Below are 13477 nucleotides of genomic sequence, written 5' to 3'. Positions count from 1 at the left end.
ATCGGCTCGCCACGTCCCATCTTCTCATATGCCGTGACGACGCCGTTGGATTCGAACGATTGCATCGGAGCCCCCGCTAGTGCAGCAGCGTTGAAAGCGCGCCGGCCAACTCCTTCGCCGGGTCCGACGGCAGCCACGGCATCCGCCACGCCACATGACCGTCGGGACGCACCAGCACCGCGCCGCGCATGCCCAATTGGAAACCGTCCGCCGGATCGGCTGACGGCAACTGCTTCAGCGAGAGCGGCAAACGGATCTTCTCCGACACCTGCTTCCCCGCCTCCAGCCACTCGCCGCCGAGCGGCCCCGTGACGACGGTGAACTCCTTGTCGAACCAGTCGAGCGTGGATTTCTTGCGCGACGGCTCGAGCCACATATGCGGAAAGCGCGCCCCGGGACGATCTGTCGGCGTGTAGTAACGGGAGTTCAGCGCCTTCGTGACGGTGCCATCGGGGATCACCGCGCCCTCCTCGTAATTGTGTCCGAGGTTCTGGCCGATGCTGTGCAGATGATTGTCCATGTCGTTGATCCAGAACTTGATCCGGTCCGGATCGCGCGATCGCACGGCGTCGTCGGTCAGACCAAAGCGCAACCGGTTGCCGTAGCTGAAATTGGCGTTGGACTGCGCGATCGGGCGGCGTTCGCTGGAATAACTGTCGAGCAGCTTTTCATCCGCGAGTCCCTTGAGGACGAAGGCGAGTTTCCAGGCGAGATTATGCGCGTCCTGAACACCGGAGTTCAGGCCGAACCCGCCGGTCGGCGGAAAGCGGTGCGCGCAGTCGCCGATCAGAAACACCCGGCCCTTCCGAAAGGTCTCGGCTACCTGCATGCTGACGCGCCAGATCGATCGGTTCAACAGCGTGACGTCGAGATCCGGAATGCCGGCATGGCCGCGCGCGATCTCAACGAACTCCTGATCGGTCCACGGCCGCTCGCGATCGTCCTTGGTCAGGCCGATCTGTGTCACGGTCAGCCAGCGATCCCGGCCATTGGTATTCAGGACGGCGGCGCGCGGCAGATCGGGTGTTTCGGGGACGATGATGAAGCCGGCCGCCTCGCGCGCGATCGGCAGCCGCGACAGATCGGCGCGCCAATATTCATTCGACATCACCGCCAATGTGGACGGTCCGACCATGTCGATCCCGGCGCTGCGGCGGGTCTGGCTGCCCGCACCATCAGCGGCGATCAGATAGGTCGCCGTCCACTGCGTCACCTCACCCGTCTTCTGGCAACGTGTCGTGACGTTGACCCCGCTGTTGCTTTCCTCGAACGATTCACAGGCCGTATTGAACAGGACGGTGGCGTGCCGGGATTTCTCGACCACCCGCAGAATTTCCTCCTCGACGGCGTCCTGGGCGACCAGACTCTTCCAGGCCGGCGTATGACCGACATTCGGTTCGGGACGGGTGCGGCCGAACTCCTGTCCCGCGATGCTGTCGAGGAACACGAACATGTCGGAATTATCCTGCAGGCCGCGGTTGCGGATCGCCTGCTCGATACCCCACTGCCGGAAGATCTCCATGGTGCGGACCCAGCAGCCGCGCGACTTGGGATGATCCGTCGTCGTCGCGCTCTTCTCGACCACCACGCAGTCGATGCCGAAGCGATCGAGCAGCAACGACATCGCCAGCCCAACCGGCCCGCCGCCGGCGATGAATACGGATGTCTGGCGTGCCTCGTCGGTGGCGATGCCCATGCGCGCGTCTCCTCGGTTTGATCGTTGCGAGCAGACTGCTCTCTTTTCGATATCTCACAAGAATATGTTTGATATGGTATCCATCTCAATCTGAGATGGAGCGACCATCATGGACCTGCGGCAGATCCGCTATTTCGTTGCCGTCGCCGAGCGTGGCGGCTTTGCTGCGGCCGCGAGCACATTGAACGTCGCCCAGTCGGCGCTCAGCCGCCACGTCAAGGAGCTCGAAGTCGAATTGGGCGGCGCCCTGCTCGAACGCGGCGCGCGCGGCGTCTCGGTCACGGAATCCGGCAAGGTGCTGCTCGCGCGAGGACGCTGGCTGCTCGGGACGATCGACGACATCAAGGCCGAGGTGCGCACCGAAAACCGCGAGCCCAGCGGCACGGTGCGGATCGGCGCGCCGCCGAGCCTCGGCGATATCCTCTACCCGCCGCTCGCCCAGACATTCGTGAAGCAGTTTCCGCGCGTGTGGCTCGAGTTGAGCGAGGGCCTGACCGAGAATGCATCCGAACGCCTGCTGCGGGGTGAGCTTGATCTGGGAATCGTGACGACGCCGTCGCCCAACGATCACCTCGACTATGAAATGCTGATGACCGAACAGGTGTTCCTGATCGGGCCGCCGCGCGATCCGCTGCTCAAGCGCGGCCGGCTGACCCGCAAGGAGTTCGATGCCCTGCCGGCCGCCGTGGCCCCGCTCAGCCGCAACCCGTTCCCATCGACCATGCTGTGCGCGGTACGCGTCGACAACAGCACCCCGATGAAGCGCATGGTGGCCGCGGGCCTCGGCTACGCCTTGCTGCCGTTCTCCGGCATTCACCAGGAAGTGGCGAGCGGAACGCTATCGGCGGCGCTGTTGCCGTGGATGCGCGCCGAGCGCGTGCTGGCGCTGCCGCGCGGGCGGCCGGTGAGCCGGGCAACGCGGGAAGCGATTGCCGTGCTGAAGACCATCTGCCGCGCGCTGATCGATCAGGGCATCATCCTCACCGCACCGGCGCGCAAGACCTGAACGCTCCCCCCAACTCCGTCCTTCCGGTCGACCAATCATCTTGACCATGGTTGTCATGACAACTATAGAGTCATTCCAAGATTGGCGATCAAGCCGGCTGTTCCCGTCGCGCAAGGACGTGCGAACCGCGAACCGGTCCACCTGGCACAGCCGGTGGCAAGTCGAAGGGAGGACGTGATGAATGCTGCTTCGCAGAACCGCGCGGCCAAGCTGCGGGAGATTTCCCGCCTGATTGACGATCGCCCCGCCGAGCGCATCTTCCAGGTCGATCGCCGGATCTTCACCGATCCCGACGTGTTCGACGCCGAGCTCCGCCATATCTTCGAGGCGACGTGGAATTTCGTCGGCCTGGAATCCCAGGTCGCCCGTCCCAACGATTTCGTCACCACCCATATCGGTCGGCATCCCATCCTGGTGATGCGCAGCGCTGAAGGCAAAATCGGCGCATTCCTCAACACCTGCCGGCACCGCGGAACGATCGTCTGTCCGTTCAAGCAGGGGCGGCAGAAGTTTCACGTCTGCCGCTATCACGGCTGGGCCTACGATTCGAGCGGCCGCAACATCTCGGTGACGGAGGAAGCGAGCGGACAGTATCCGCCGTCCTTTTCGAACCAGAATCACGACCTGCTTCCGGTGGCGCGGCTCGGCTCCTATCGCGGCTTTCTGTTCGCGAGCCTTTCGGCCGATGTTCCGCCGCTGGAAGAATTTCTCGGCGACACCCGCGCCTTCCTCGACCTCATCATCGATCAGAGCGACAGCGGCGAAGTCGAGTTCGTGCCCGGCGCCAGCACGTATACGTTCGATGGAAACTGGAAACTGCAATTCGAGAACGGTCTCGACTACTATCATTTTGCAACCACCCACAGCTCCTACGTCGACATCCTGAAGAAGCGCAACGCCAGCGCCGGGCCGGATGCCGGTTTCACCGTCGAGCCGGAGGGCGAGCAGGAAGGGCAAGGCAGCTTCAGCTTCGATTATGGCCACGCCGTCAACTGGTCGATCAAGCGCACCCAGCTCTATGGCCGGCCGCTCGGCATGGATTCGGCGCGGCTCGATGCCGTGCGGCAGCGCGTCGGCAGCACCCGCGCCAAGTGGATGCTGCGCCAGCGCAACCTCACGATCTTCCCGAACCTGCAGGTGATCGACATCCTGTCGGCGCAGGTGCGCACCTGGCGGCCGCTGGCGCCGGACAAGACCGAGATGGTGTCGCATTGCCTTGCGCCGGTCGGCGAAAGCGCCGCGGCGCGCACGCTGCGCATTCGCAATTACGAAGATTTCTTCAACGCCTCCGGGCTCGCAAGCTCCGACGATAACGTCATGTATGAATTCTGCCAGACCGGCTACGAGGCGACGACCGCCGCGCCAACCCAAGGCTATCTGCGCGGCGTCGCCGAGATCGGCCGCGGCGACAGCGTCCATACGCGCGAGCTCGGCGTAGCCCCATCCGAATGGTCGTTCGGCCCGACAAGCTTCGGCGGCGAGACCAATTTCCATCCCGGCTATCGCGAGTGGCGCAGACTGTTGCAGCGCGCCGCGGGGGAGACGGCGTGATGGCTGGCAGTGCAATCAGGCAAGCAGATGCTCATACGATCGCAGCCGCGACCATCTACCGCGAGGCCCGCCTGCTCGACACCGGCGAATGGACCGATTGGGTCGCCATGTACAGCGAGGACGCCGTCTATTGGGTGCCGGCATGGCTCGACGAATACACCACCACCGGCGATCCCGACACGCAGGTCTCGTTGCTCTATCACGATGCACGGCGCGGGCTGGAAGAGCGGATCGCGCGCATCGAATCGCGCAAATCGATCACGGCGCTGCCGCTGCCGCGCACGGTGCACCAGATCTCGAACCTCGAGGCATCCGAAAGCGGACCCGACGAGATCGTTTGCCACTCGGTGTTCTCGGTCCACGTCTACGACCAGCGCGTCGCCAAGGAACACCTGCGCCACGGGCGCTATCAGCACACGCTGCGGCGTGAAGGCGACACCTGGAAGATCGCACGCAAGGTCATCACGCTGGCCAACGACCGGATTCCGACCGTGCTCGATTTCTACAGCATCTGAGAGGGAACATGACGGATCAGGGGACCTGGCACGAAGCTGCGGCACTCAGCGCGCTGAGCGAAGGCGAGCCGTACGGCATCGAAATCGGCCAACATCACATCGCGCTCTATCGCGTCGGCAATGAATACTACGCCACCAGCAACATCTGCACCCATGCGGAGGCGCTGCTGTCCGACGGCCTGCTGGACGGCTGCGAGATCGAATGCCCGCTGCATATGGGCCGCTTCGACATCCGAACCGGCGAGGCACTGACCAGCCCGGTCGAGATCGACATCCAGACCTATCCGGTCCGCGTGGCAGGCGACCGGCTGGAAGTCTGCCTGCCGGCATAGAACAACAATCGGGGGAAACGGCAATGAGCGAAGTCGTGATGGACAAGGCGGCGATCGCGACCGCCGATCCGGAGATCGAACGCACCGCGATCCGCAAGGTCGCGCTGCGCCTGATGTGGTTCGTGATGGCGATGTACTTCCTGGCCATTCTCGACCGCGGCAACATCTCCTTTGCCGCGCTGCAGATGAACAAGGAGCTCGGGCTCAATGCCGAGAAGTTCGGCATCGCGGTCGGGATCATGTACCTCACCTATTCGATCTTCGAGATCCCGAGCAATCTGATCCTCGCCAAATACGGCGCACGGATCACGCTGACGCGGATCGCGATCCTGTGGGGCATCGCCACGGTGCTGATGGCCTTCACCCAGGGCCCGCTCAGCGTTTATACGTTCCGCGGCTTCCTGGGCTTTGCCGAGTCCGGCCTGTTTCCCGGCGTGATGCTGTTGCTGAGCCTCTGGTTTCCGTTCAGCTACCGCGCCCGCTACAACGCGATGTTCAATTATGCGGTGCCGATTTCCTACATCTTCGCCTCGCTGATCTCGGGCGCGATCCTCGAGCTCAACGGATTTTTCGGCATTTCGGGCTGGAAATGGCTGTTCATCCTGGAAGGCATGCCGCCGATCATCCTGGGGATCGTCGGCATCTTCTACCTGACCGACCGCCCGCAGCAGGCGAGCTGGCTGTCGGCCGCACAGCGCAACTGGCTGACCGGTGCGCTGGAGCGCGACGCCAAGGCGACCGGCGTGGTGCATGCCGAGGGCGTGCTGCGGACCGTCACCAAGCCGATGGTGCTGCTGTTCGGCCTGTGCAATTTCGGCTTGTTCTGCGGGCTGGCCTCGCTGTTCCCCTGGCTGCCGCAGATCATCAAGTCGTTCGGCCTGCCGAATTCGCAGGTCGGCTTCGTCACCGCGATCCCGCCGATCGCCGGGCTGATCGGCATGATCGCGTTGTCGCGCCACTCCGACCATGTCGGCGAACGCTTCCATTATGCGGCGATGACCTTCGTGATCGCGGCCGCGGGCTTCGCGATCGCCGCCTTCTCGACATCGCCCGCCTGGATCATCATCGGGTTCATGGTCGCCAATGTCGGCGTCTACGGCACGCAGGCCGTGTTCTGGACCATCCCGCAGTCCTACATGTCACGGCAGAGCGCGCCGGGCGCGATCGGCCTTGTCAGCACCATCGGAAGCATCGGCGGTGCGACGATCCCGATCGTGATCGGACGCGCCAAGGACGCCTCGGGCAGTTTCACCACCGGATTCCTCGTGGTAACAGGCGTTCTCCTCCTCGCGGCGGTCCTGGTCTTGATCGCCCGCTCCCAGCTCGTGAAAGAATGACAAGCCGGACTGCCACAAGCCGTACCAAGCCCGCTGCCCCGCGCCGCGCCCCGCAGGAGGACGCGCGCTCCGAACTGGTGATCGATTTCGAGCGCTACGTGCCGACCGTGCTGTCGAGCCTGGTCGCGAAGCTGCGCGCCAACGCCAACGCGTTCTTCCCGCAGGCCTATGGCGTGTCGCTGGCGGAGTGGCGGGTGCTGTCGTTCCTCAGGGAGCATGAGCCCGCCAGCGCCTACGACATCTGGACCAACGCGCAGCTCGACAAGGCCGTCGTCAGCCGCGAGACCACGTCGCTGAAGAAGAAGGGACTGATCGAGCTGACCCCGGTTCGCGGCAGCGCCCGGAACCGGACCGAGATCCGGCTCACGGCCGAGGGCGTCGCGCTGCTCGACCGCAGCCTCGACGAAATCCTGCGCCGGCACAGCAACCTCACAGCCGGCCTCGACGCCAAGGCGCTCGATGCCTTCTTCCGTGTCGTCGATCACATCGAGCAGCGCATTCCTCACATGGCCGACCAGCCCGGAGAGACCGTGCCGGCCCACGCACCGGTCAAGCGGATTGCGAAGCGAACGCCGCCGCGCAGCACCTGAAAGCGGCAGGCCGGGACGACGGCGATCGCGCGGATCGAAATACGAGTCACGTGGCGGTGAGTGCACAGGGGAACCGGCCGTAATTTATGTTTCAGTAAGCAAGTTGTAGCAAGAATCGATCAGTGAGTTGCGTATAGGAGACTTCCAGTGATCGACTTTGACGAACTTCGTAGTATCGCCGCGGATGTTCGTATCTTCATCGACGCCTCGGAAGACAAGGGTGGCGCCCTGAAGGCGATCGTCGATGCCTACGACGTCGTTCTCGGCATCTTCCCGGCCGGCCCTGGCATGGATCTTCACGTGGTCAAGGGCAACGAGGTGCTCAACCACATCGCGCAGACCCAGGCCTCGTCGGGCTTCACGCACACCGCCATCGCATTCCAGACTCGCGAGCAGGCTGTTGCACTTGAGCAACTGATGGCGGCGTAGCCACCGGCACCGCGGCCTGGTGAGCCGGCGCGGGGGACACTTTGTGCAGGCTCCAAGCATTTGATATGATTCGGCCAATCGCGCTATATTGCGAGCGTGGATATGGGCGAGCACCTGACGGTTCATACCGGCGAGCTTCATGGCTTCGAGGGACTCCACGATGCCGTGAAAGGCTCGCATGTCGAGGTCATGCAGCTTGAACGCGGCAAGCTGCGCGGCACGCTGTCCCATGTCGGGATCGGCGATTTCTCGCTCAGCATCGGTGCATTCAACGTCGGGGTCCGCACCCAGCGCATCTCGACCGATCCCAAGCTGATCATCGGAATGCTGCTGAACGCCACCGACCGCGTCACGCATTTTGCCTTCGACATGCAGCCGGCCGACGTGCTGGTGATTCCTCCGCTGGTCGAGCATGACGGCGTCTTTCACAAGGCCTCGTCCTATGCGGCGATTCGCTTCGACATGGCCGATCTGCCCGACGTCTTCGGCGGCGAGCCGCGGCTGGCCGATGCCGAGACATGGAGCGCGAAGAACCACTTCCGCGCCGACCCTACCGTCGGCATGGCCGGGGCGGACAGGCTGCCGCAGATCATCGCGCATCTCGCGCGCTATCCGGACGCATTGTCGCAGACGTCGGCCGAATTCTGGAAGCGCGCGATCGTCGATTGCGTGACGGCAACGGTCGTCACCTCGCTGCCGCCGGACGGATCGAGCTATTTGCCGTCGGCGATGAAGCTGGTGCGCGATGTCGAGGACTATCTGCACGCCGCCGGCACCCGCCCGGTCCATGTCTCGGAAATCTGCACCGAGCTGCGGCTGTCGCGACGCAGTCTGCACCGCGCCTTTCACGAGGTGTTCGGCGTCGGCCCGGTGACGTTCCTGCGCTACAAGCGGCTGTGCACGATCCGCTCGATCCTGCGCGAAAGCACGCCGGAGCAAACCACCGTCTCCAAGGTCGCGATCGAACAGGGTTTCATCGAACTCGGCCGCTTCTCGCAATACTACCGCGCGATGTTCGGGGAATATCCGTCGCAAACGCTCGGCTACGCCGGCTAGAGCGTTTTCGCGCAAGCTCATTTCGACCGCCCGGGATCGCCGTTGCCGGACAACACCTGCGCGGCGCCGCCGATGCCGCGGCGGAACGCTTCATCGAAGGTGACGCCGCGGAACTGCCATTTGTAGTCCCGGCCGTGCCAGGCCATCCGCCATTGCGTGACCCAGCCGAGATCGTTGTCGTCCCAGACCAGCCGTCCGATCAGGACGGCCTCGCCGCCCTGCGGCGCGACGATCGCCGCCAGCTTCGCCGGCGGCATCTTCAAGAGCTCGCCTGCGCTGAGGCTGGCGCTCGTCAACGCCGCGGCGGCCGGCAGCACGACGCGCATGCCGCGCTTGCCGGCCGCCGCCGCCAGCGCGTCGCGCTGCAAATCAGATTGCGTGCCGTCCGAACTAACGATGTAATCCTTCGGACCGTGCTGCATCTCGACGAAGATGCCGAGCACCGGACGCTGCGACCGCCACGGCTTGAGGCCGAGCTTGGCGAGAATGCCGTCGATCTTGCTTTCGTCGAAAGCAACCGTCAGGTCGTAGGGCCGGTCGCGGGTGCCCTGCTCGTCATGATGCGGCTTGCCGGCATACTGGTCGTGATAGTCGAAACTGCTGACGAACGCCTTGGCCTTCGATTTGTACGCGGCCAACCTGTGGTCGCCTGCGAGTGCCGGCTGACCGGAGACCTTGATCAGGACGTCCTCGAGGCATGCAGCGAAGCCGATGATCCGGTTCGGCTCACCCTGGCCGGTGACCACGGTCTGCGCCCGATAGAGGCTGTCGTCCGCCGCCATCGCAGCACCGCAACAGATCAACGCGGCGGCAAGCAGCGCTCGAACCATGCCGCGCGCGAGCGCGGCAAGCGGATTGAGTGTCGTCTCAAGCAAGCCTGCCATGGTCACCTCCGCACGGTCGCTGCACCGTCCGGTACAGATTGGCGGTATTTTCCGCGGGCGCCAACACGTTCAGGCATGGGCGCCATTCCATTGGCCCCGCCGCGCGCTCTGGTCACGCGCGGCAAGCCTGACATATGCTGAGCGGATGCACAGCGGCGGTGGTTGCGTCGCCCAAGATGAGAACAGTCAGCAGGAGACGTCCCGTGAAATGCTACGAGTTGCAAGGCCCCGGCGGCGTCGATGCGCTGGCGCTGGTCGACAAGCCGATTCCGCAGGCCGGCCCCGGAGAGGTCCTGGTGCGGCTGAAGGCAGCGACGCTGAACTATCGCGACCTGCTCACGGTCAAGGGCGGCTACGGCTCGCGCCAGAAATTTCCGCTGGTGCCGGTCTCCGACGGCGCCGGTGTGGTCGAGGCGGTCGGCGCCGGCGTAAAGAATTTCGCGCCCGGCGACCGCGTGATCGGCAGCTTCTTCGAAAGCTGGCTCGGCGGCGAGCCGAGCGAGGCGCGGATGCGCGCCGCACTCGGCGGCAGCGTTGACGGCGTGCTGACCGAGTACCGCGTGTTTGCGGCGCATGCGCTGGTGCGCACGCCGGAGCATCTCAGCGACATCGAGGCCGCGGCACTGCCATGCGCCGGGCTCACGGCGTGGAGCGCGGTGGTCAAGCTCGGCGGCATCAAGCCGGGACAGACGGTGCTGACCCAGGGCACCGGCGGCGTCTCGCTGTTCGCGCTGCAATTCGCCAGGATGTGCGGCGCCCGCGTCATCGCGACCTCGTCCAGCGACGCCAAGATCGAGCGGCTCAAGCAACTCGGCGCCGATGTCACGCTCAACTACAAGACCACGCCCGACTGGGGCAAGAAGGCGCGCGAAGTAACCGGGCGCGGCGTCGATCTCGTGGTCGAGGTCGGCGGCGTCGGGACGCTGAACGAGTCGATCCGCGCCACCCGGATCGGCGGCACCATTGCCTTCATCGGCGTGCTTGCCGGTCCCGCCTCGTCCGATTCGCGGCTGCCGCTGATGGTGATGCAGCAGCAACGGCTGCAGGGCGTCACCGTCGGCTCGATCGAGGATCTGCAGGCGCTGTGCGACGGCATCGGCATGCACGGCGTCAAGCCCGTGATCGACAAGGTGTTCGCTTTCGACCAGGTCAAGGATGCGTTCGCCCACATGGCGAGCGGCGCGCATTTCGGCAAGGTCGCGATTGCGATCGGCTAGCGTACCTGCGATCAAGGACTACCTTCCCGTGAACTGGGCCTTGCGCTTCTCGACGAAAGCCTGGCGGCCCTCCTTCGCGTCGGCGCTCTCGCGGATCACCTGCTGCAATTCGATCTCGCGGCGGAACTGGTCGGCATAGCTCGTGTGCTCGCTTTCCTCGAGCAGTTGCCGCGTCGCGACCAGCGCGCGGGTCGGGCCGTCGGCGAGGCGGCCGGCGAGCGCTCTGGCTTCGTCGAGCAGCTTTGCGTCGTCGACGACATCGCGCACCAGGCCCCACTCCTTGGCCCGCTCTGCCGACAGCGGCTCGTTGAGCAGCATCAAATCGAGCGCACGCTGACGGCCGACCAGCCGCGGCAGCAGCCAGGTCGAGCCGAGATCGGGCACCAGGCCGATCCGGCTGAACACCTGGATGAAGCTCGCCGAGCGCGCGGCCAGGATGATGTCGCCGGACATCGCGAGGCTGAAGCCGCCGCCGGCGGCGACGCCGTTGACCGCGACCACCACCGGCGTGCGGCATTCGCGCAAGGCCTGCATCGCCGGCCAATAATGCCTCATCACGCCGATGTAGATGTTGTCGCCGAGCGAGTTGAACGCCTTGAGGTTCTGCCCCGAGCAGAAGCCGCGTCCCGCCCCGGTCAGCACCAGCGCGCGGACGGCAGGATCGATGCTCATCTCGCCGACGGCGCGCGCGAGATCGCCGAGCAATTCCGGCGTCATCGCGTTCAGGCTGGCGGGATCATTCAGCGTCAGAATGCCGACCTTGCCGTCCCGTTCGCGCGTCACACTGCTCATTTTCCTCTCCCTGGAATTGCTTGTTATTGTGCTTATCGTGCCGCTCTATTGCGCTTAATGTGCCATGCTTGGCATGCTACGCCAACGTGCCCCGCCCGCAACAAGAACAGCGAAAGCAACGCCATGTCCGACCAGTTCTCCAACTCGCAAGTGATCCGTAAACCCGCCGTCCAGGCCAAGGGCGGCATCGTCGCGGCGCAGTCGCGCAGGGCGGCCGAGGTCGGCGCGGAGGTATTGGCAGCGGGCGGCGATTGCGTCGACGCGGTCATTGCAACCACCTTCGCGCTCGGCGTGCTGGAGCCGTGGATGAGCGGCGCCGGCGGCGGCGGCGCCATGGTGCTGTACCGCGCCAGGGAGAACCGCGTCGAGGTGATCGACTACGGCATGCGTGCGCCCGACGGCCTGCGCATCGAGGATTATCCGCTGACCGGCGGCGCGGCCTCCGACCTGTTCCCCTGGGCGCGGGTCAAGGACGACCGCAATCTGCACGGTCCCGGCTCGATCGCCGTGCCAGGCGTCGTCGCCGGCATGGAGGAGGCGCATCGCCGCCACGCCAAACTGCCGTGGAAGGAGTTGCTGGCGCCAAGCGTCAGGCTCGCCGGCGAGGGCCTGCTGGTCGATTGGTGGACCACCGCGATGATCGCCAGCTCCGCCGCCGATCTGCGGCGCTATCCCGCGAGCGCCGCGGCCTATCTGCAGGACGGCCTGCCGCCGAGCGCGCCGTGGGGCATCAAGTCCGTGGTCCGCATGCCGCAGGACAGGCTGAAGGCGACGATGGCGCAGCTCGCCGCCGCGGGGCCGCGCGATTTCTACCAGGGCGATCTGGCGCGCAGCATCGCCGACGACATCCAGGCCGCAGGCGGCGCGCTGTCGGTGCGCGATCTCGCGTCGTTCCGCACCCATCTGCGCGAGCCGCTGAAGATCCCCTATCGCGGCGGCACGGTCTATGCGACGCCGGAACTGACCGCGGGTCCGACCATGGCGCGCACGCTCGGCCTGTTGCAGAAGGCGCTCGCGCCGGCGCAGGGCGGGCCGGATGCGGTCGCCTACGCGGCCTATGCCGAAGCGCTGCAAGCCGCCTATCGCGAACGGCTGAAGGACATGGGCGATGTCGACGGCCGCCGCGCGCTCGGGGCCGAGGCGATCGCACCGAGCTGCACCACGCATTTCTCCGCAGTCGACCGCGACGGCAACATGGCCGCAGTGACGCAGACGCTGCTGTCGACCTTCGGATCCAGATTCGTGACGCCGAACACCGGCCTCACCATGAACAACGGCATCATGTGGTTCGATCCGACGCAGGGCGCGCCGAACTCGCTGGCGCCCGGCAAGCGCTGCCTGACCAACTACACGCCCGTGGTGGCGGAAGCCGCCGATGGCCGCCGGCTTGCCGCCGGCGCATCGGGCGGCCGCCGCATCCTGCCTGCGGTGTCGCAGCTGTTGTCGTTCGTGATGGATTTCGGCATGGATCTCGATGCCGCGATCCATCAGCCGCGGATCGACGCCAGCGAGGGCGCTGTGGTGATCGGCGATGTGCGCCTGCCGCAAACCGTGCGTGACGCGCTGCGCGGCCGCTTCGACTATGAGGAGGCGCGCATCCAGACCCAACCGAAGAAGTTCGCCTGCCCCAGCATCGTGCTGCGCGATGGCACCACAAACAGCGGCGCCAGCGAGCCGTTTCATCCGTGGAGCGATGCGGTGGCGGAGGGATGACGACGCTGAGGAAGTTTCTCGATTCAATTGGCCACACTCTCGGTGTCATCACCCGCGAAAGCGGGTGATCCAGTATTCCAGAGGCAGTAATGCTTGAGCCGAGAAGCCGCGGCGTACTGGATCGCCCTCCCGTCTTCGCCAAGGCTTCGACGGGGCTTGCGGTCTTGGGCTCGCCGAAGCTTCAGCGGAGGCGGTGAGCCGGGCGATGACAGTGTGAATGAGGACGCAGGCTTCGCGTTCTCGCGACATCATCTGTCCGAAGTTTTGCATCTCGTTCCGCCCTCCTCTCAGTGAGGGCGCAGGGAAAGCCGGGTGCCGATCGCACCCATGGGCCCCGAGCAAAAGGGTAGAAAGCTCGG

13 protein-coding genes are annotated in these 13477 nt (G+C 65.3%); 10 read left to right on the top strand and 3 right to left on the bottom strand.

Translation table 11 applies throughout. The features are described 5' to 3' along the window. Positions 1-76: 76 nt before the first annotated feature. Entirely contained in the window at positions 77-1696 is a 1620-nt protein-coding gene (locus ACVW17_RS17570; protein ID WP_456797720.1) for an FAD-dependent monooxygenase, read from the bottom strand. 109 nt (positions 1697-1805) lie between these two features. Between ACVW17_RS17570 and ACVW17_RS17565 the strand changes: the two genes are divergently transcribed. The 8 genes from ACVW17_RS17565 (at position 1806) to ACVW17_RS17530 (ending at position 8512) form a co-directional block, all read left to right on the top strand. Further along, the gene (locus tag ACVW17_RS17565; RefSeq protein ID WP_456797719.1) at positions 1806-2702 is read left to right on the top strand and encodes a LysR family transcriptional regulator; all 897 of its coding nucleotides are present in this window, start codon (positions 1806-1808) and stop codon (positions 2700-2702) included. A 177-nt stretch (positions 2703-2879) separates the two neighbouring features. Beyond that, positions 2880-4253 carry an aromatic ring-hydroxylating oxygenase subunit alpha gene (locus ACVW17_RS17560; RefSeq protein ID WP_456797718.1) on the top strand — a complete coding sequence of 458 codons (1374 nt, stop codon included), beginning with the start codon at positions 2880-2882 and terminating at the stop codon, positions 4251-4253. Then, a complete protein-coding gene (locus tag ACVW17_RS17555) occupies positions 4253-4768 on the top strand; it encodes an aromatic-ring-hydroxylating dioxygenase subunit beta (protein WP_456797717.1) in 516 nt (171 codons plus the stop codon). The genes ACVW17_RS17560 and ACVW17_RS17555 overlap by 1 nt, the downstream gene beginning before the upstream one ends. Positions 4769-4776: 8 nt before the next feature. Then, entirely contained in the window at positions 4777-5100 is a 324-nt protein-coding gene (locus tag ACVW17_RS17550; protein ID WP_456797716.1) for a non-heme iron oxygenase ferredoxin subunit, read from the top strand. 23 nt (positions 5101-5123) lie between these two features. Next, positions 5124-6437 (top strand): MFS transporter, encoded by a 1314-nt coding sequence (locus tag ACVW17_RS17545; RefSeq protein WP_456797715.1) that lies wholly within the window; start codon positions 5124-5126, stop codon positions 6435-6437. Next, positions 6434-7027 carry a MarR family winged helix-turn-helix transcriptional regulator gene (locus ACVW17_RS17540; RefSeq protein WP_456797714.1) on the top strand — a complete coding sequence of 198 codons (594 nt, stop codon included), beginning with the start codon at positions 6434-6436 and terminating at the stop codon, positions 7025-7027. The genes ACVW17_RS17545 and ACVW17_RS17540 overlap by 4 nt, the downstream gene beginning before the upstream one ends. Before the next feature lie 147 nt (positions 7028-7174). After that, positions 7175-7456 (top strand): hypothetical protein, encoded by a 282-nt coding sequence (locus tag ACVW17_RS17535; RefSeq protein ID WP_021079000.1) that lies wholly within the window; start codon positions 7175-7177, stop codon positions 7454-7456. 102 nt (positions 7457-7558) lie between these two features. After that, positions 7559-8512 (top strand): helix-turn-helix domain-containing protein, encoded by a 954-nt coding sequence (locus tag ACVW17_RS17530; protein ID WP_456797713.1) that lies wholly within the window; start codon positions 7559-7561, stop codon positions 8510-8512. A 17-nt stretch (positions 8513-8529) separates the two neighbouring features. On the opposite strand, the gene ACVW17_RS17525 is transcribed toward ACVW17_RS17530, so the two are convergent. Then, positions 8530-9396 (bottom strand): DUF2066 domain-containing protein, encoded by an 867-nt coding sequence (locus ACVW17_RS17525; protein ID WP_456753038.1) that lies wholly within the window; start codon positions 9394-9396, stop codon positions 8530-8532. Between the two features lie 203 nt (positions 9397-9599). Between ACVW17_RS17525 and ACVW17_RS17520 the strand changes: the two genes are divergently transcribed. Next, the gene (locus tag ACVW17_RS17520; protein WP_456753037.1) at positions 9600-10613 is read left to right on the top strand and encodes a zinc-dependent alcohol dehydrogenase family protein; all 1014 of its coding nucleotides are present in this window, start codon (positions 9600-9602) and stop codon (positions 10611-10613) included. A gap of 18 nt (positions 10614-10631) precedes the next feature. Here the strand turns inward: ACVW17_RS17520 and ACVW17_RS17515 are convergent, their stop codons facing one another. Then, entirely contained in the window at positions 10632-11405 is a 774-nt protein-coding gene (locus ACVW17_RS17515) for an enoyl-CoA hydratase-related protein (protein ID WP_456753036.1), read from the bottom strand. A gap of 123 nt (positions 11406-11528) precedes the next feature. Between ACVW17_RS17515 and ACVW17_RS17510 the strand changes: the two genes are divergently transcribed. After that, on the top strand, positions 11529-13118 hold the full coding sequence (locus ACVW17_RS17510) for a gamma-glutamyltransferase (protein WP_456797712.1): 1590 nt from the start codon (positions 11529-11531) through the stop codon (positions 13116-13118). The last annotated feature ends 359 nt before the right edge of the window (positions 13119-13477 follow it).

The organism is Bradyrhizobium sp. USDA 4473, assembly GCF_054063335.1.
This window is presented reverse-complemented; position numbering and strand designations above follow the sequence as displayed.